The organism is Nocardia sp. FBN12 (assembly GCF_050320175.1).
GTDB lineage: Bacteria > Actinomycetota > Actinomycetes > Mycobacteriales > Mycobacteriaceae > Nocardia.
In genome coordinates this window covers 4,713,790-4,731,714 of record NZ_CP190048.1, presented here as the reverse complement: position 1 = coordinate 4,731,714, position 17,925 = coordinate 4,713,790, and the positions used below count along the sequence as shown (strand labels likewise).

At 68.4% G+C, this 17,925-nt stretch carries 19 protein-coding genes; 7 read left to right on the top strand and 12 right to left on the bottom strand.

What is annotated here, in order from left to right:
* Positions 1-21: 21 nt before the first annotated feature.
* On the bottom strand, positions 22-720 hold the full coding sequence (locus ACQHI0_RS22450; protein WP_427903804.1) for a response regulator: 699 nt from the start codon (positions 718-720) through the stop codon (positions 22-24).
* A complete protein-coding gene (locus ACQHI0_RS22445; protein ID WP_427903803.1) occupies positions 717-2,270 on the bottom strand; it encodes an ATP-binding protein in 1,554 nt (517 codons plus the stop codon). Before ACQHI0_RS22445 ends, ACQHI0_RS22450 begins: the two co-directional genes overlap by 4 nt.
* A gap of 97 nt (positions 2,271-2,367) precedes the next feature.
* Between ACQHI0_RS22445 and ACQHI0_RS22440 the strand changes: the two genes are divergently transcribed.
* Positions 2,368-3,732 carry a cation:dicarboxylate symporter family transporter gene (locus tag ACQHI0_RS22440; protein ID WP_427903802.1) on the top strand — a complete coding sequence of 455 codons (1,365 nt, stop codon included), beginning with the start codon at positions 2,368-2,370 and terminating at the stop codon, positions 3,730-3,732.
* 110 nt (positions 3,733-3,842) lie between these two features.
* Here the strand turns inward: ACQHI0_RS22440 and ACQHI0_RS22435 are convergent, their stop codons facing one another.
* Both ACQHI0_RS22435 and ACQHI0_RS22430 read right to left on the bottom strand, forming a co-directional pair.
* A complete protein-coding gene (locus ACQHI0_RS22435; protein WP_427903801.1) occupies positions 3,843-4,061 on the bottom strand; it encodes a DUF4287 domain-containing protein in 219 nt (72 codons plus the stop codon).
* Between the two features lie 64 nt (positions 4,062-4,125).
* Positions 4,126-4,542, bottom strand: a complete 417-nt coding sequence (locus tag ACQHI0_RS22430; protein WP_427903800.1) for a DUF4267 domain-containing protein — start codon at positions 4,540-4,542, stop codon at positions 4,126-4,128.
* 108 nt (positions 4,543-4,650) lie between these two features.
* Here ACQHI0_RS22430 and ACQHI0_RS22425 point away from each other — a divergent pair, with 108 nt between their 5' ends.
* Together ACQHI0_RS22425 and ACQHI0_RS22420 are read left to right on the top strand one after the other, a co-directional pair.
* Positions 4,651-5,217: a TetR/AcrR family transcriptional regulator gene (locus ACQHI0_RS22425; RefSeq protein WP_427903799.1), complete on the top strand. Its 567-nt coding sequence runs from the start codon at positions 4,651-4,653 to the stop codon at positions 5,215-5,217.
* Positions 5,218-5,403: 186 nt separating this feature from the next.
* The gene (locus ACQHI0_RS22420; RefSeq protein WP_427903798.1) at positions 5,404-6,873 is read left to right on the top strand and encodes a phytoene desaturase family protein; all 1,470 of its coding nucleotides are present in this window, start codon (positions 5,404-5,406) and stop codon (positions 6,871-6,873) included.
* On the opposite strand, the gene ACQHI0_RS22415 is transcribed toward ACQHI0_RS22420, so the two are convergent.
* The 8 genes from ACQHI0_RS22415 to ACQHI0_RS22380 form a co-directional block, all read right to left on the bottom strand.
* Positions 6,864-7,817: a cation diffusion facilitator family transporter gene (locus ACQHI0_RS22415; RefSeq protein WP_427903797.1), complete on the bottom strand. Its 954-nt coding sequence runs from the start codon at positions 7,815-7,817 to the stop codon at positions 6,864-6,866. The genes ACQHI0_RS22420 and ACQHI0_RS22415 overlap by 10 nt on opposite strands.
* 82 nt (positions 7,818-7,899) lie before the next feature.
* Positions 7,900-8,814, bottom strand: a complete 915-nt coding sequence (locus tag ACQHI0_RS22410; protein ID WP_427903796.1) for a cation diffusion facilitator family transporter — start codon at positions 8,812-8,814, stop codon at positions 7,900-7,902.
* Between the two features lie 77 nt (positions 8,815-8,891).
* Positions 8,892-10,109, bottom strand: coding sequence for a mannose-6-phosphate isomerase, class I (manA, locus tag ACQHI0_RS22405; protein WP_427903795.1), 1,218 nt, complete (start codon positions 10,107-10,109; stop codon positions 8,892-8,894).
* Positions 10,109-11,323, bottom strand: a complete 1,215-nt coding sequence (locus ACQHI0_RS22400; protein ID WP_427903794.1) for a tobH protein — start codon at positions 11,321-11,323, stop codon at positions 10,109-10,111. The genes manA and ACQHI0_RS22400 overlap by 1 nt, the downstream gene beginning before the upstream one ends.
* Positions 11,324-11,459: 136 nt before the next feature.
* On the bottom strand, positions 11,460-12,839 hold the full coding sequence (locus ACQHI0_RS22395; RefSeq protein WP_427903793.1) for a phosphomannomutase/phosphoglucomutase: 1,380 nt from the start codon (positions 12,837-12,839) through the stop codon (positions 11,460-11,462).
* A 97-nt stretch (positions 12,840-12,936) separates the two neighbouring features.
* Positions 12,937-13,311, bottom strand: a complete 375-nt coding sequence (locus ACQHI0_RS22390) for a DUF3499 domain-containing protein (RefSeq protein ID WP_427909259.1) — start codon at positions 13,309-13,311, stop codon at positions 12,937-12,939.
* 125 nt (positions 13,312-13,436) lie between these two features.
* Positions 13,437-13,919 carry a metallopeptidase family protein gene (locus ACQHI0_RS22385; RefSeq protein ID WP_194826429.1) on the bottom strand — a complete coding sequence of 161 codons (483 nt, stop codon included), beginning with the start codon at positions 13,917-13,919 and terminating at the stop codon, positions 13,437-13,439.
* A gap of 124 nt (positions 13,920-14,043) precedes the next feature.
* Positions 14,044-14,277, bottom strand: coding sequence for a WhiB family transcriptional regulator (locus ACQHI0_RS22380; RefSeq protein WP_133733920.1), 234 nt, complete (start codon positions 14,275-14,277; stop codon positions 14,044-14,046).
* Between the two features lie 563 nt (positions 14,278-14,840).
* Here ACQHI0_RS22380 and cofD point away from each other — a divergent pair.
* Genes cofD through ACQHI0_RS22360 form a run of 4 tightly spaced genes read left to right on the top strand, consistent with a single transcriptional unit; the run spans position 14,841 to position 17,867 of the window.
* Positions 14,841-15,827, top strand: a complete 987-nt coding sequence (cofD, locus tag ACQHI0_RS22375) for a 2-phospho-L-lactate transferase (protein ID WP_427903792.1) — start codon at positions 14,841-14,843, stop codon at positions 15,825-15,827.
* Positions 15,824-17,218, top strand: coding sequence for a coenzyme F420-0:L-glutamate ligase (locus ACQHI0_RS22370; RefSeq protein ID WP_427903791.1), 1,395 nt, complete (start codon positions 15,824-15,826; stop codon positions 17,216-17,218). Before cofD ends, ACQHI0_RS22370 begins: the two co-directional genes overlap by 4 nt.
* Positions 17,215-17,337: a hypothetical protein gene (locus tag ACQHI0_RS22365; protein WP_427903790.1), complete on the top strand. Its 123-nt coding sequence runs from the start codon at positions 17,215-17,217 to the stop codon at positions 17,335-17,337. The genes ACQHI0_RS22370 and ACQHI0_RS22365 overlap by 4 nt, the downstream gene beginning before the upstream one ends.
* Positions 17,334-17,867, top strand: coding sequence for an NUDIX hydrolase (locus ACQHI0_RS22360; protein ID WP_427903789.1), 534 nt, complete (start codon positions 17,334-17,336; stop codon positions 17,865-17,867). Before ACQHI0_RS22365 ends, ACQHI0_RS22360 begins: the two co-directional genes overlap by 4 nt.
* The last annotated feature ends 58 nt before the right edge of the window (positions 17,868-17,925 follow it).

The window sequence follows — 17,925 nt, the reverse complement described above, 5'->3', positions numbered from 1 at the left end:
AACGAAGCCCCGCTCGGTCGCCTACGTGCTCGCGCGCCAGCGGTAGCGGGTCTTCGGGCGACCTGCGCGCCCGTAATCGGCACGGCGTTCGGCGAGTCCGTCGTCGGCGAGCTTCTCGAGGTATCGCCACGCGGTGATGCGCGAAACACCAACGACGGCAGCGGCATCGGTGGCCGTGATGCCGGTCTCGGTCGCGCGCACCGCCCGTGAGACCTCCTCGAGGGTGTGCTGCACAACGCCTTTCGGCGCGCCGGCCTTCTGGTCGGCGGTGCGCAGCGCGCCGAGCGCGCGGTCGATGTCGTACTGCGACAGTGCCGCCTCGCCCGCGGGCAGCGCGGTGTTGAAATCGCGGTAACGTTCCAGCTTTTCGCGGAAGGCGGCGAAGGTGAAGGGCTTGAGCAGGTACAGCACCACACCGTGCGCCACCGCGCTGCGCACCATGTTCAGCTCGCGCGCCGAGGTGATCGCGATGACATCGGGACGGGGCGTGAGCCCGTTGAGCGCGGCGGCCACATCGAGCCCGCTGATATCGGGCAGCCCGATATCCATCAACACCAGGTGGAACGGATTGCCGTCGGCGATCGCCTCGGCCGCCACCCGCAGCGCGTCGCGCCCGGTGTGCACGAGCCCACCGGTGACGAAACCGTCGAGCCGTTCGAGATAGGCCCGATGGGCCTGGGCGATCAACGGCTCGTCCTCGACGATCAGGACCCGGATCATGGTTTCTCCCTCAGCGGAATGCGAACGATGACCGCGCTGTGTGGTGCGGCCGTGGTGGTGATGGTGCCGCGATGTCGATCGACGAGGCGGTGCACCAGAGCGAGGCCGAGGCCCGCGTGGTCGGATTTCGTGGTGTAGCCGCGTTCGGCGGCCCGCGAGAACATCTGGGCCGACATACCGGGCCCGCTGTCGGACACCTGCACCCACAGCGCGCCGTCGCGGTGACACACCGACACCTCGACGCGCTTGTCGACAGTGCCCGCGGCCGCATCGATCGCATTGTCGATCAGGTTGCCGACCAGGGTCACGGTCTCGTGCGCCGAGAGCGGATCGGTGGAGTCCAGCGCGGTGTCCTCGCTGATGGCCAGGCTCACGCCGCGCTCGGCGGCCTGGTCGACCTTGCCGAGCAGCAGCGCGGCCAGCGCCGCGTCACCGACAGCGGCCAGCAACCGGTCGATCAGGACCTGTGAGAGCTGGAGTTCCTCGGTCGCGAAGGCCACCGCCTCATCGGGGCGGCCCAGCTCGACCATGGTGACCACGGTGTGCAGCCGGTTGGCCGCCTCGTGGGCCTGGGCGCGCAGCGATTCGGCGAAGCCGCGCACCGAGTCGAGCTCACCCAGCACCGCGCGCAGTTCGGTCTGATCGCGGATGGTGAGCACGGTGCCGATCTCGCGGCCCTCCCAGCTCACCAGGTCCTGGTTGACCAGCAGGATGCGGTCGGTGGTCACGTGCGTCTCGTCGCGCACCACGCCACCGCTCATCTGCTGCAGCGAAACCGGCAGGTCGCTGCGGAGGACCGGCCCGTCGGGCAGGTCCAGCAGGGTGCGCGCCTGATCGTTGACCACCTCCGCCGCCTCGGCTTGGGCACCGAACACCACCAACCCTTCGTGCACGGAGTGCAGGACCGCGTCGTGGTGCTCGTAGAGCGCGCGCAGCTCGTCGGGGGCCAGCCCGTGGGTCTGGCGGCGCAGCCTGCGGCTGATCAGGAACGACGACAGCGCGGCCAACGCGAGACCCATCGCGGCCACCCCGAGGATCAGGGGCAGCTGGGTGGCGACCTGGGTGCTGATCTTGGCGCGGGTGACCCCCGCCGAGACCAGCGCGACCACCCGGCCGTTGTCGTAGACCGGAGTGACCGCGCGGATCGAGGGGCCGAGGGTGCCGGTGAAGGTCTCGGTCAGCGTCTGGCCTGCCAGCGCACCGTCGATGCTGCCGACGAACGGCTTGCCGATCAGGTCGGGGTTGGTGTGGGTGTAGCGCGTGCGGTCGGGCGCCATCACGACGATGAAGTCCATGCCGGTGGCCGCTCTGATCCGCTCGGTGGTCGGCTGCAGCAGCCCGCTCGGGTAGGGCGAGTTCACCGCGGCCAGAGTCGACGGCGACCGCGCCACCGTCACCGCGACATCCCTGACCTGCATTTCCGCGGCCAGATCATGGTCGCGTCTGGCATCGAGCACGGCCAGGATCGTGCCGACGGCGATGAGCAGCGCGAGCACCACCAGCTGCCATACGAAGGCCTGTCCCGCGAGCGACAGTCGTCCTCGTCGCACCTCTTGCCTCCGACCTGGATTTCTGAACGTTATGCACCGATATGAACCTTATGGAACAAAGTGACGGCCGTCACAATAGTTCCTCATGCTCGTCGGCATGAGCGATACCACCGCACCACGGAAACGCGACCATACCCATTGGCTGTATATCGCGGTGATCGTCGCCGTCGTGGCCGGCGTCATTGTCGGCCGGGTAGCACCGGAATTCGGTCAGTCACTGGCGCCGCTCGGCACCCTGTTCGTGAACCTGATCAAGATGATGATCGCGCCGGTGATCTTCTGCACGATAGTCCTGGGCATCGGGTCGGTCCGCGCGGCCGCCACCGTCGGCAAAGTCGGTGGCCTGGCCATCGGCTATTTCCTGGCGATGTCGACGGTCGCGCTCGGCATCGGGCTCGTGGTCGGCAACCTGATCGATCCGGGCGAGGGGCTCAACGTCACGGCCTCGGGCGCGGGTGCGAAGTACGCCGATCAGGCGCACAGCGCGGGCGGCACGTGGGACTTCATCCAGAACATCGTGCCGACCACGCTGGTGTCCTCGCTGACCGCGGGCAGCGTGCTGCAAGCACTGTTCGTCGCGTTGCTGGTCGGGTTCGCCGTGCAGGCGATGGGCGAGACAGGCGCACCGATCCTGCGAGCGGTCTCGCTGATGCAGAAACTTGTCTTCCGGATCCTGTCGATGATCCTGTGGCTGGCCCCGATCGGCGCGTTCGGCGCGATCGCCAACGTGGTCGGCCGCACCGGCTGGTCTGCGGTGGTGCAGCTGGCGACGCTGATGATCGCGTTCTACCTGACGTGTCTGGTGTTCGTGTTCGGTGTGCTCGGCGTGATCCTGCGCATGGTCTCGGGCGTCTCGATCCTGAAGCTGTGCCGGTACCTGTCGCGCGAGTACCTGCTGATCGTGGCGACCTCGTCGTCGGAGTCCGCGCTGCCGCGACTGATCGCCAAGATGGAACACGCGGGCGTGGAGAAGACGACAGTGGGTGTTGTTGTGCCGACCGGCTATTCGTTCAACCTCGACGGCACCGCCATCTACCTCACGATGGCCTCGATCTTCATCGCCGACGCCATGGGCAAACCGCTGAACCTCGGCGAACAGATCGGCCTGCTGCTGTTCATGATCATCGCGTCCAAGGGCGCCGCGGGCGTCACCGGCGCCGGCCTGGCCACCCTCGCCGGCGGCCTGCAGAGCCACCGCCCCGACCTGCTGGACGGCGTCGGCCTCATCGTCGGCATCGACCGCTTCATGTCCGAAGCCCGTGCCCTGACCAACTTCTCGGGTAACGCGGTGGCGACGCTGCTCATCGGAACCTGGACCAAGACGGTCGACGCGGACCGGACCCGGCGGGTGCTCGACCGTGAACTGCCGTTCGACGAGGAGACGATGGTTGACGACCACGATGTCGACCACCCGGTCGACATCACGAAACCTGTTCCAGTACAGGCTGTCGACGCGCAGTGAGACAGCCGAAAGGCCCCGCGATGAGAACTCGCGGGGCCTTTTCGGTGATTCATCGGGTCAGATTCTCGAGCAGGGGCTCCGTGATCCGAATCGTATGCCGACTGGGGGAGTCAAATCCTGGACCACTTGCCCGGGTTGAGGTGGAACTGCACGAGGGCGGTGGCGTGGCCGTGGCCGAGGCCGTGTTCTGACTTCAGCCAGGTGACCAGTGCCGTGTGCCCGGTTGGCTCGGCCGCGTCGAGGAGGGTGAACCACTCGTCGACGGAGCGCCCGTACTTGGTCTCGATGGTGGGGAAGTAGGACGCGGGTCCGTGCGGCGCGTTCGCCATGGTGGTTCCTCCTCGACGGGTGTTCGTTATCGGTGAAGACGGTGCGGCGGGACAGAATTCATCGTCAGGCTGTGACGAGCTGGCGTTCGGTCGAGCTCACACGGCGTTCACGGATGAGCAGCACGCCGGCCAGTGCGACCAGTACCGCGGTGAAGCCGTGGACACCGAAGGCGGTGGCGGTGGAGCCGTGCCAGCTCAGGACGGTGGCCATGTCCCCGAACGGGGTGAGCGAGGTGGCCAGCATGGCGACGCCGAGGGCGAAGCGTTGCTTGGTGGCCAGCAGGCCGAGGATCACCAGGCCGCTGACGATGTCGCGGACGCCCTTGAGGTTCAGGAACGCCACCGCGTCGCCCTGGGGTACCGCGGGGAGGCCGAAGCCCGCGGCCGTCGCCTCCGGGGCGATCAGGTAGTTGATGCCGACGTAGATGATGAAGAGCCCGCCGAGCAGGGAGAGGGCGGTGGCGATGCGCGAGGTGGTCATGGTGTGCTCCTGAATCTTTCACTGTGCTCTGAAAACTAGCGGCGCTAGGTGTTAGAAGAACCATAACTCAGCCTCGCTACCTTGTCTAGCGCTGCTAGAATTTCAAGCATGAGTACGCAGCAACGCAAGGAACGCGACCGCGCCGAACGCCATCAGCGGATCATCGACGCCGCACGCGAGATGGCCGAAGCGGACGGCTGGGACGCGGTCACCATCCGAAAACTGGCCGACCGCATCGAATACAGCCAGCCCGTGCTCTACAGCCACTTCGCGAACAAGGCGGCGATCGTCGGCGCCGTGGCCCTGCAGGGCTGCACCGAGTTCGCCGAGAAACTGAAGCTGGCCAGGGCGGCCGCGACCACCCACTCCGAGGTCGTCGCCAATGTCGCCCGCGCCTACCTCGACTTCGCCACCGACAACCCGGCCCGCTACGACGCCATCTTCGAGCAGAAGACCGACCTCGAATTCGGCCTCAACGCTCCGCAGCCACTGCGCGACGCCTTCGCGGGACTCGAAGCGATGTTCACCCCGTACGCCGAAGGCGACGAACTCGGGGCCCGCACCGAAGTCGCCTGGGCCTCCCTGCACGGCCTCGCGACGCTGGAGCGCAACGGCCGGCTGCGCCCTGATCTGAGAGAACGGCGTATCGCCCTGCTCGTCGACGGGGCTGTGTAGATCGAGCGCCGGCGCGCTGGCGCGGGCCCCGCCCCAGCGCAGACAGGCAGCGGAGACCTTGCCGGGCCCGTCACCGATAGCGCTCGGCGCTGAGCGGGTACTCGGCACGGTGAGTGAAACCTCATCGGCGCGCGGACCGGCCCCGCGTAAGTTGGAGCAGGTAGGCACACGTGCGGAGGGACGGCAATGGCGGAAGTCGTAGTAGTGGGGTCGGGACCGAACGGACTCGCCGCAGCGGTGATCGCCGCTCGCGCCGGGTTGTCGGTGCGGGTTCTCGAAGCGCAGGAGCAGCCGGGCGGGGGATCGCGTACGGCCGAGTTGACGCTGCCCGGCTTCCATCACGACATCTGTGCCGGTGCGCATCCGATGGCCTTGGCATCACCGTTCTTTCGCGCGTTCGATCTCGAGGCGCACGGTGTCGAACTGCTCGCTCCGACCGTCTCCTACGCACACCCGCTCGACGGGGGGATCGCCGGACTGGCCTGGCGCAACCTGGAATCCACGGTCGCCGACCTCGGCCGCGACGGCCGGGCCTGGCGTGACCTGTTCGCGCCGCTGGTCGAGCACTGGCCCGAGGTGGTCGACCTGGCCATGTCGGATCTGCGGCACCCACCGCTGCACGTCGGCACCGGCATCAAGTTCGCGACCCGGCTGCTCGAGCAGGCATCCCCGTTGTCCGACAACCGCTTCCACGGTGACGTCGCGCCCGCGATGTTCAGCGGGGTGGCCGCCCACGCCATCACCTCACCGCGGGCCTTCCCCGCGGTCGGCGCGGCACTGCTGCTGGGCACCCTCGCGCACGCGGGAGGCTGGGTGGTTCCGCGCGGTGGCAGCCAGGCCATCCCGAACGCGATGATCGCCGAGATCGAACGGCTCGGTGGCGAGGTGATCACCGGGCATCGGGTCGACGATTTCGCCGAGCTCGCGACCGCGCGCGCCGTGCTGTTCGACACCTCGCCCGCCGAACTCCTTCGCATCGCCGGCGACCGGCTGCCGTCGCGATACCGCAACGGCCTCGGGCATTTCCAGTACGGCAACGCCGCCTGCAAGGTCGACTTCGCGCTGTCGGGGCCGGTGCCGTGGGCCGCGCCGGGCGCCGACCTGGCAGGCACTCTGCACCTGGTCGGCACCAGAGCCGAAGCCATGCACGCCGAACACCAGGTCGCCACCGGCAGATTCGCCGATCGGCCGTTCGTCCTGGCGATTCAGCCCGGCGTGGTCGACCCCACTCGCGCACCCGCTGGCCAGCACACGCTGTACACCTACGCGCACGTCCCCAACGGAACCGACCGCGATATCAGCGACCAGGTGATCGACCAGGTCGAGCGCTTCGCCCCCGGCTTCCGCGACCTGATCCTCGCTGAACATGTGCGACCGGCGGCTTTCATGCCCGATCACAACGCCAACTACATCGGCGGTGACATCTCGGCGGGCGCGATGACTACGCGCCAGACCGTGTTCCGGCCGATCGCTCGCTGGAATCCTTACGCCACACCGATTCCGGGCACGTACCTGTGTTCGTCGTCGACCCCGCCGGGTCCCGGCGTCCACGGGATGCCTGGCTTGCACGCGGCGAAACACTTGCTGCGCAACCGTTTCGGCATCGTCACCGACCCGCTCGACCTGTTGCGCGGCGAGGCACCGGCCTACCGGTAGGGCTTCATCGGCGCGTCGTGGACCTTGTCCGGCTTGAAAACATCGGGTTCCAGGTAGACCGTGCTCGTGTTCGGCACGGCGGCGTGGATGCGGTCGTCCGCGGAGTCGATCACCTCGGCCACCTGCGTGATGTCGAGGCCGGCGTGCAGCGCGATCTTGGCGTTGATCAGCAGATCCTGTGGCCCGAGGTACTGGGTCTGCATCCGGATGACGCGCTCGACCCGCGGATCGGCCAGCAGCGCCGACCGAATCGCGGTGTCGTCCTTGGCCGTCGCGCCCTCACCGATCAGCAGGCTCTTGGTCTCCACGATCAGGATCACGGCGTTCACGCCGAGCAGCAGGCCGATGAACAGGGTCCCGACGCCGTCCCACACCGCGTCGCCGGTGATCATCGACAGACTCACCCCGGCCAGCGCGAACATCAGCCCGGTGATCGCGCCCGCGTCTTCGAGCAGCACCACCGGCAGTTCGGGATTACGAGTGTTGCGGATGAAGTGCCACCACGAACTCTTGCCTTTGAGCAGCGCCGACTGCTTGCGCGCGGTGACGAAACTGGCACTTTCGAGAATCAGCGACACACCGAGGATCGCGATCGCGACCCAGGCCGACTCGATCTCTTCCGGGAACCGGATCTTGTGGATCGCCTCGTTGATCGCGAACAGGCTGCCCATCACGAACAGCACCAGCGCGACGACGAACGAGTAGAAGTACCGATTGCGCGAATATCCGAACGGGTGCAGCGTGTCCGCCGGCTGCTCGGCCCGATTACGTCCGACCAGCAGCAGCGCCTCGTTGCCGGTGTCGGCCACCGAGTGCACCGCCTCGGCCAGCATCGACGACGAACCGGTGATGAACGCGCCGATGAACTTCGCGATCATGATCCCCGCGTTCGCCCCGAGCGCGGCGAGGATCGCGACCTTGCTGTCTCCACCCTGCTCGGCCATACCGGGCACCGTACCGCCGGTGCCCGCCCAGACGCCTGACCTCGTTCACCGTGTCGTCGGCACCGAACCGCGGCGCCAGCCGCTATTTGACCCGGTAGAGGTCGGGTTCGAGGTAGATCAGGCGGGCGGTGGGGACCGCGGCGCGCACGCGCATCTCGGCGGCGTCGATGGCCTCGGCGACATCGGCGATGCCCAGGTTCGGGGCGAGGGCGACCTTGGCGGCGACCAGCATTTCGTCCGGGCCGATGTACTGGGTCTTGAGGTGGATCAGTGAGGTGATCTTGGTGCCGTCGACCAGGTTCTCGCGGATGGCCCGACCCTGTTCGGGGGTGGCGCCTTCGCCGATGAGCAGGCTCTTCATCTCGATGATCAGCACGATCGCGATGATGCCGAGCAGGATGCCGATGGACAGGGTGCCGATGCCGTCGAAGATCGGGTCGTCGGTGACCATGGTGAGTCCGACGCCACCGAGGGCGAGCACGAGACCGACCAGCGCGCCGGTGTCCTCGAGCAGCACTACCGGCAGCTCGGGGCTGCGCGAGTTGCGGATGAACTGCCACCAGCTCGCATTGCCCTTGAGCGGCCTGGATTCGCGCACCGCGGTGAGGAAGCTGTAGGTCTCCAGGCCGATCGCGATCACCAGGATCACCACCGCGACGATCGGCTGACTCAGCTCCTCGGGATGCTGGATCTTGTGGATGCCCTCGTAGATCGCGAACACCGAGCCGAGGGTGAACAGCACCAGCGCCACGACGAACGAGTAGAAGTAGCGGTTGCGGCCGTAACCGAACTGGTGCAGCTCGTCGGCGTCCTTGGCGGCGGCGCGCTGCCCGAACAGCAGCAGGCCCTGGTTCGAAGTGTCGGCGACCGAGTGCACGCCCTCCGCCATCATCGACGCCGACCCTGTGATGAACGCGCCGATGAACTTCGCCACCGCGATCCCCGCATTGGCCGTCAACGCCGCGAGGATCGCCTTCTTGCCACCACCAGCCGACATGCCGGCCCGCCCTTCTGCTCACTGAACACGACTCGCCACAGCCTAATCGGATGCAGGCGCGAAAGTGGGTGTCGGTATCAGTTGTCCCCGACGCAGGCGCTGAACAGCTGAGCGGGGCCGCGCAGCGCGCGCGCCTTGATGTCGGTGTCGGCGGCGGAGATCCAGGCAGCGCTGCCACGTTCGACGATGAGAGTGCGTCCGTTCTCGGACAGCTCGACCGTGCCCGCGGTGCACAGCACGATGCCCGGCCCGGCGTCGGCGAGCACGACCGGCTCGGCCTCGGCGCCGAGGTCGAAGCGGCACAGTGCGAATTCCGGTGCGGGCGTGTGGTATCGGATACCGCCGTCGTCGCCGGGTTCGGGTTCGATCACCGGCAGGTCGATCGGCTCGAAATCCAGGACGCGCAGCAACTCCGGCACATCGACGTGCTTGGGGGTGAGCCCGCCGCGCAACACATTGTCGGAGTTGGCCATGATCTCCACGCCGACCCCACGCAGATAGGCGTGCAGATTGCCGGCCGCGAGGAACAGCGCCTGACCAGGTTCGAGGGTCAGCCGGTTGAGCAGTAGCGCGGCCAGGACACCCGCGTCGCCGGGGTAGACCTCGGCCAGTTCGAGCGCGGTGCGCACCTCGGCGGTGAACTCCCGCGCGCCCTTACCGGACAGGTACTGCACACAGCCCTCGAGCACCGTGGGCAGCAGCTTCGACAAGGCGGCGGGCGGCAGCGTGATCCAGGTGGTGAACAGCGTGCGCAGCCCGGCCGAATCAGGCTGGGCGGCAAGCAGTTCGGCGTAGACATTGAGACCGGGGACGTCGAGTGCGCGCAACAGGTCGACGGTGCGGTGCGGGTCGCGGAACCCGGCCAGCGCCTCGAAACGTTCCAGCGCGACAACGAGTTCGGGCTTGTGGCTGTCGTCGCGGTAGTTGCGTAGCGGTGAATCCAGCGCCACCCCGGTGCGGTTCTCCCGTTCGAAACCGGCTTGGGCCTGCGCCGAGCTCGGGTGCGCCTGCAGCGACAGCGGTTCCTCGGCCGCGAGGATTTTCAGCAGGAACGGCAGCCGGGTGCCGAAAGTATCGGCCACCGCGCCCAATTCACCCGCCGGGTCGGCGGTGAGTACCTCGAGCAGCGAGCGGTTGCCCGAGTCCAGCTTCACCTGCGCGGGATCGGCCGGGTGCGCGCCGAACCAGAGTTCGGCCTCGGGATGGGCCGAGGGCACCGGCCTTCCGCACAGCTGAGCGAGCGCGGTGCGCGACCCCCATGCGTAAGAACGCAGCGCACCAACGAGTTCCTGCACTAGTAGCGTCCCCCGTCATATCGATCCGGTTCGGGCGCGGCGGTACCGCGCGCACCGATCAGCCGAAGATAGGCAGCGGCCATGTCCAGCCGCAGCGCGAGCACGGCCAGCTGCTCGAGTTCGCTGCCGTGTCCGCCCCCCGCGGCGGATTCGGCAGCCGTTCGCTCGATCATGGCGCCGGGGTCGGCGAGCTGGGATTGCAGCACGTCGACGTCGGCATGGACCAGATCGGCGTCGACCAAGCCCGCGCCCGCGCCCTCGAAGACCGCGAGCTTGCGCCGGGCGGCGGCCTGATCGGGGTGCACGCTCAAGGCCAGCACCCGTACCCGGTCGACCGGGGCGGGTCCGTCGAGCTCCTCGTCGTGGAACAGCGGATCGAAGCCGGGCGCGGTGCCACCGGTGGTCGCGGCCAGGCGACCGACCGCGGCGACGGCGTCGGCGAGATCGGCCGCCGAAGCCAGCCTGCCCGCGGACTGCAGCAGCACCTCGGCGCCGTGCCCGGCCAGTTCGACCGCGGCGGGGGAGTCGCCCGCGAGGACGACTCCGACACCGTGCATGCGCGCGGCGAGGGTCTTGGCCGGGTTATGGAAGACCTCGTTGGTCGGGCCGTCGCGTAACGCTTCGGCGTCGAGCATGTCGGCCAGCGCGGTGAGATCGGGCGTGGCCGGGCCGCTGCGCTGGGCGTCGACACCGCGCAACACCGCGATGCCGACCGCGAGGAAACGCAACAGCCGATTGTGGTCGAGCACGGGCACCCGCGGTTCGAGCACGATCGCGCGACCGGCGGCCACCGCGCGCAACGGACCCTCGTTGGGCGCGGCGATCACCACCTCGGCGCTGCGGCGCAGGGCACGGTCGACGGCGTCGATCAGGCGCGGATCACCCGCGTCGTCGCCGGCTACCAGCACCACATCCAGCGGGCCGACCCACGGCGGCAGCGCGGTGACGGCCACGATCGGCAGCCCGGCGCGGTCGCCGAGCGTGGCGACGAGCAGCCCGGCCGCGCGCGCGGCGCGACCCGAGCCCGCGACCAGTACCAGGCTGCGCGGGCGCAGGTCGGCGAGCCGTTCGATGAGCGAGGTTTCGGCGACCGCCGCGGCGGTGGCCCGCACCTGGGCGCCGCCCGAGGCAGCCGAGCGCAGGGCGCCGCCGGTGTCGGCCGCCGCCAGCGACTCGGCGTCGTCGAGGTCGAATACCGGTGTTCCAGCGATCATCGCCGAATCCACCTCCCCTCATCGCGCTGTGTCGTCTGTGACTCCACTATTCCAGCCGGGCACCGGCAATGCTCGTAATCCGCCGTCGCCGAATACCGGGCATGTGATTCCACGGGTACTGGTTTCATCTTCCCAGTCAGGCGCGGACGATGCTCAGGATCTCGGTCACGAGTGCGTTTACTTCGGCCTGCGATCCGGCCTCGACATTGAGTCGAAGTAGCGGCTCGGTGTTCGAGGCGCGCAGGTTGAACCAGGCGTGCTCGCCCAGATCGACGGTGACGCCGTCCATCCGGTCGACCGATTCGGTGCGGTCGGCGAACGCGGCGAGCACCGCGGCGGTGCGATCGGCCGCATCGGACACGGTCGAATTGATCTCGCCAGAGGCGGCGTACACGTCGTAGGCGGCCATCAGATCCGAGACGGTCCGCTCGCCCTCGCCGAGCGCGGCCAGCACGTGTAGCGCGGCCAGCATGCCCGAGTCGGCACCCCAGAAATCGCGGAAGTAGTAGTGCGCCGAATGCTCGCCGCCGAACACCGCGCCGGTCGAGGCCATCTCCTGCTTGATGAACGAGTGCCCGACCCTGGTACGCACCGGCTTGCCACCCAGCTCCTCGACCAGCTCGGGCACCGCCCGTGAGGTGATCAGGTTGTGGATAACCGTCGCGCCCGGCTCCTTGGCCAGCTCACGCTGCGCCACGATGGCCGTGATGGCCGAGGGGGACACCGGCTCGCCGCGCTCGTCGACGACGAAGCAGCGGTCGGCGTCGCCGTCGAAGGCAAGGCCGATGTCGGCGCCGCTGGAACGGACAAGTGCCTGCAGGTCGACGAGGTTCTTCGGGTCGAGGGGGTTGGCCTCGTGGTTGGGGAACGAGCCGTCGAGTTCGAAGTACAGCGGCACGATCGTGATCGGGCCGAGCGTGCCGAGCACGGCGGGCACGGTGTGGCCACCCATGCCGTTGCCCGCGTCGACCGCGATGGTGAGCGGGCGGATCTCGTCGAGGTTCACCAGTTCGCGCAGGTAGGTCGCGTAGTCCGCGAGCAGATCGGTGGTGGTCGCCGCGCCGGGCGCGCCGTCGTAGGCGGGCACGCCCTCGATGACCTCGGCGGCGATGGTCGCCAGCCCGGTGTCCTGGCCGACCGGCAGGGCGTTCGCGCGGCACAGCTTGATGCCGTTGTACTTCGCCGGATTGTGGCTGGCGGTGAACATGGCGCCGGGACAGCCGAGCTTGCCGGAGGCGAAGTAGAGCTGGTCGGTGGAAGCGAGGCCGATGTGCACCACATCGAGGCCCTGGACCTGCACGCCCTGCGCGAAAGCCGCAGCGAGGGCGGGGGAGGATTCGCGCATGTCATGGCCGATCACGACGCGCTCGGCACCCTCGGCGCGCATCAGGCGGGCGAAGGAAGCGCCTACGTCGCTGACGAACGCCTCGTCGATCTGCTCGCCCACCACCCCGCGGACGTCATAAGCCTTGATCACGGCATTCACGAGTTCGCCAGAGCGCGCGAGGGTCGTCATGCGCACAAGCCTATCCGCCTCTCCGCGACTTCGGCCGTACAGGTCCGCCTAGCTCGACCGTGTTCGGCAGGTCCTGCGTGGGGAGCGCTCGGCTGGGTCAGGGGTCCGGGAGAACGCGGAGGTGGCCGCGGCGGCCCGTGCGCGCGGTGCGTGGGGCGGCGGGGGCGTTGTCGCGGTAGCCCGGCTGGTCGGGTTCGGCGGGGCGGCGGCGTAGGCCCGCTTCGCGGACCGCTTCGGCCAGTGCCGTCAGATCGTCGTCGTCGGGTGTGCTCGAGGAGAAGCCGCCTTCGTGGCGGACCAGTTCCCAGCCCTTGGGCGCGGTGATGCGGCAGGCGTGCGTCTCGCAGAGATCCCAGGAATGCGGTTCGGCGACAGTGGCCAGGGGTCCGACGACGGCGGTCGAGTCGGAGTACACATAAGTCAGCGTCGCTACAGCCGGGTTCTTGCAGCCGGGTCGGCAGCAACGACGCATAGGGATCACGACGTCGAGATTAGCCCTCCACGCGCGGAAAGTGGAGACGGACACGCCCTAAAAGGGCCCGGAAAGGGCCCAGTCGCGCACCGTTCGCCGGTCTGGCGCGCACCGGCGGGCGAGGCCTATTCGGGCTCGGGATCGATCAGATCGGGGTCGACGCCGAGGTAGGTCGCGATCTGCTGCACGAGTACCTCGCGCAGCAACTCGACCAGATCGTCCGGATCGGCCGCCCGCAATTCCAGCGGCTTGCGGAACAACACCACCCTGGCGCGAGTGGCCGCACCGTGCCGGTCGACGCCGGCGGGGATGAGCCGCGACAGTGGCACCGGGCCGTCGGCCACGACCTCGTCCGGCCAGGTGACCGAATCAGGATGCAGCGGACGGATTTTCGGCACATCGTCGACGGCGATATCGAGCTTGGTGAGGCGATCGTGCCAGCGGGTGTCCAGCGGAGCGAAGGCCTCGAGCACGAGCCGATCGAATTTCTGCCCTCTGGTGCGCCACGCGGGCACCGTCGGCGGGAGCATGGGGCCACGAACACCGCGGCCGCGGCGGGTCACCGAACGGGCGGTGGGTGCCGGGGAATGACGCCGGGAACGTGCCATGGGTCTTTCACCTCTCTCGCCTGCACCGTGAAGATCAACAAGGGCGTTCGCCCGGAGACACCGACGTACTGCGCCTGCGTGGCTCCGGGCCAGGCCTGGAGAGAGTCTACTTTCGAACAGTCACTTAACCGATTCCGCGCTTCAGCCTGCGACGCTCTCGTTCCGAGAGACCGCCCCAGATGCCGAAGCGTTCATCATGTGCCAGTGCGTATTCCAGGCACTGGTCACGTACTTCACAGCCCAAGCAGATTCGCTTGGCCTCACGCGTGGAGCCGCCCTTCTCGGGGAAGAACGCCTCGGGGTCGGTCTGAGCGCAGAGGGCACGTTCCTGCCACTGCTCTTCGATCGACTCGAACATTTCGTCGAAGCCCGGCACGACCAGACTCAGCCGGGGAGCCGCGACTTCGCTTACCACGTCCGGTTCCTGCCAGCTCATGTCAGCGCAGACAGCGTGAGCTGCGCCTGCTGTGGAATCGGTCGGCGAGACCAGATCTTCGGTCATCGTTCCGCCTCCTCACTATGTGTTAGCGCAGAATGATTCTTTCCGTCGGACCAGATACAACCCCGACGGCCCAACACCGCGACGTAGTCTCGCGGGCTTCCCCGAGCCTGCCTTCCGGCGAGTTGGAACCCGCTCGCAACCCCACCCGTGCGCCAAGTCCTCGCGCGGTGGCCTTTTCAGGCGAGTTGGAACCCTCTCGCAAACGCCCCCGCGCTATGCCCTCTCGCGGTGACCGGAATGACATGTCTGTGATTAGACACGCCGCACTTGCCGGTGGTCAACCCGCCGTCACCCTTCCGTTACACTCCGCACCCGCCTTTCGTGTTGATCTTGTTATGTGCTGTGGCAAATGATCAGCAACTTCGCTGGAATTCGGCGCGAAATCAGTCGGCAACCCTCGGTCACTAGGCTGTGACCTTGTGACTGCACAACACTCGGTGCGCGAGCCCAAGATCGCCGTACTCGTCGGCGGCGTCGGCGGTGCCCGGTTCCTCCAAGGCGTCCGGCAGCTGCTGCCCGAGGCCGACATCTCCGCTGTCGTCAACGTCGGCGACGACGTCTGGATGCACGGCCTTCGCATCTGTCCCGACCTCGACACCTGCATGTACACCCTCGGCGGTGGCATCGATACCGAGCGCGGCTGGGGCCACGCCGACGAAACCTGGCACGCGAAAGAGGAGCTGGCGAAATACAACGCCCAGCCCGATTGGTTCGGCCTCGGCGATCGCGATATCGCCACCCACCTCATTCGCACCGAAATGCTGCGCGCCGGATATCCGCTGTCCGCGGTCACCGAAGCGCTGTGCAATCGGTGGCAACCGGGGGTGCGGCTGATCCCGGCTACCGACGATCGCTGCGAAACCCACGTGGTGGTCAGCGATCCCGACAATGCTGGCGAACGTCGCGCGATCCATTTTCAGGAGTGGTGGGTGCGGTACCGCGCGGCCCTCCCGACGCACGGATTTGCCTCGATCGGTGCCGAGCAAGCCTCCCCGGCGCCGAATGTGACCGAAATCATAGGCGCCGCTGACGCCGTGTTATTGGCCCCGTCGAACCCCGTGGTGAGCATCGGCGCGATCCTCGCCGTGCCCGGAATCAGGGGCGCGCTGCGCACCACCGAGGCCAAGGTCATCGGGCTCTCGCCGGTGATCGACGGAAAGCCGTTGCGCGGCATGGCCGATGAGTGCCTATCGGCGATCGGGGTCGAGTCGACGGCCGAGGCCATCGGGCGTCACTACGGTGCGCGCTCGGCCACCGGCATCCTCGACGGCTGGCTGGTGCACTCCACCGACTCCGCGGAGGTTCCCGGCGTCGAGGTGCGCAGTGTGCCGCTGCTGATGAGCGACCCCGAGGCGACCGCTGAAATGGCGCGCGCCGCACTGGAATTGGCGGGAGTGAAGGCATGAGCGAGATTCGCCAGGAAGCGTCGCAGCCACTGGCTGGTGACAGTCGTGGCGCGTTGCCCGACCATGCCGCCGACGAACTCCGGATTCTGCCGGTGCCGGGGCTGCCGGAGTTCCGGCCGGGCGATGATCTCGCCGAACATCTTGCGGCGCAAGCGCCCTGGCTCGCCGATGGCGACGTCGTGGTGGTCACCAGCAAGATCGTGTCGAAGGTGGAGGGTCGCATCGTGGCCGCGCCGATCGACCCCGACGAACGCGACACCGTGCGTCGCCAGCTCGTCGAGGACGAAGCCGTTCGGGTGCTCGCGCGCAAGGGCCGCACCCTCATCACCGAGAACCGGCTCGGCATCGTGCAGGCGGCCTCCGGGGTCGACGGCTCGAACGTGGCCGAGGGCGAATTGGTGCTGCTGCCGGTCGATCCCGACGGCAGCGCGAAGGCTTTGCGTACCGCGCTCGCCCAGCGGTTGGGCGTCGACGTGGCCGTGGTCATCACCGACACCATGGGCCGGGCCTGGCGCAACGGCCAGATCGACGCCGCCATCGGTTCGGCCGGGCTGCGTGTGCTGCACGACTACGACGGCGCCGTCGACGGGCAGGGCAACGAACTACACGTCACCCAGGTGGCCATCGCCGACGAACTCGCCGCGGCCGCCGACCTGGTCAAGGGCAAGCTCGGCGGCGTCCCGGTGGCGGTGGTGCGCGGGCTGCGGACCGACGACGACGGTTCGACCGCGGCCGCGCTGCTGCGCGGTGGCGTCGACGACCTGTTCTGGCTCGGCACCGCCGAAGCGCTCGAGCAGGGGCGCAAAGAGGCTGTGCCGCTGCGCCGTTCGGTGCGTGCCTTCGCCGGCGACGCCGTGGACCCGGCACGGATCCGCGCCGCCGTCGCGGTCGGCCTCACCGCGCCTGCCCCGCACCACACCCGCCCGGTGCGTTTCGTCTGGCTGCGCAAGGCGACGCTGCGGGCACAGCTGCTCGAGGCCATGGCCGAGAAGTGGAGCGCCGACCTCACCGCCGACGGGCTCGATGCCGAACGCGTGCGACGTCGAATCGCGCGCGGTCGTATCCTTTTCGACGCGCCGGAGGTGATCATCCCGTTCTGCGTGCCCGACGGCGCCCACGACTATCCCGACGCTCGCCGTCAGGCCGCCGAGCAGACGATGTTCACGGTGGCCGTCGGCGCGGCGGTGCAGGGTCTGCTGGTCGCGCTGGCCGCCGACGGACTCGGCAGCTGCTGGATCGGCTCGACCATCTTCGCGCCCGAGATCGTGCGCGAGGTCCTCGGGCTCGACGAGGACTGGATGCCGTTGGGCGCCATCGCGATCGGTCATCCACTCGAAGAGCCTGTCCCGCGCACCGTCGGACCGGCCGGCGCTGGGCTGGTAGAGCTGTGAGCGCGAAGGCGCTCGCCGCCGCGTCGGAGCTGCGTGCGGCGACCGCGGAGTCGGCACATGCCGCACAGCCGACGCCCGGCGTGGTGACGCGCGCCGCGGTGACGGAGCTGGTCCGATGAGCGCGGAATCGCTGCATGCCTCGGCGACCGAATTGCTCACCGAGTGGGAGCCGGACACGAACCCGGATCGCTCACTGCGCGAAGCGATTCTGGCCTTCCTCGGCTCGGCGCCTCGCGGCTGCCTGCGTGAACACGCCCCCGGCCACATCACCGCGTCGGCCATCGTGCTGTCGCACGATCGCCGCGACATCCTGCTCACCCTGCACCCGCGCGTCGGCCGCTGGATCCAGCTCGGCGGTCACTGCGAACCCGATGACAAGACCGTGCCGGACGCGGCGCTGCGCGAGGCCGTGGAGGAATCGGGCATCCCCGACCTGGTTCTCACGCCCGGTCTCTACGGCGCGCAGGCGCACCCGATCACCTGCTCGCTCGGCGTCCCGACGCGGCATCTCGACCTGCTCTTCGAGATCGTGGCACCGCCGAACGCGGTCCCGGTGCGCAGCGCCGAATCGACCGATCTGCGGTGGTGGCCGGTCGACGGGCTACCACCGGGCGCGGACGTGCTGCTTCCGGTCAGAGGCCGAATGTAAAGGCCCCTGAATAGGTCACTGACCTGTAACGACGGCGACCGTGTCCAGTTCGGGCACG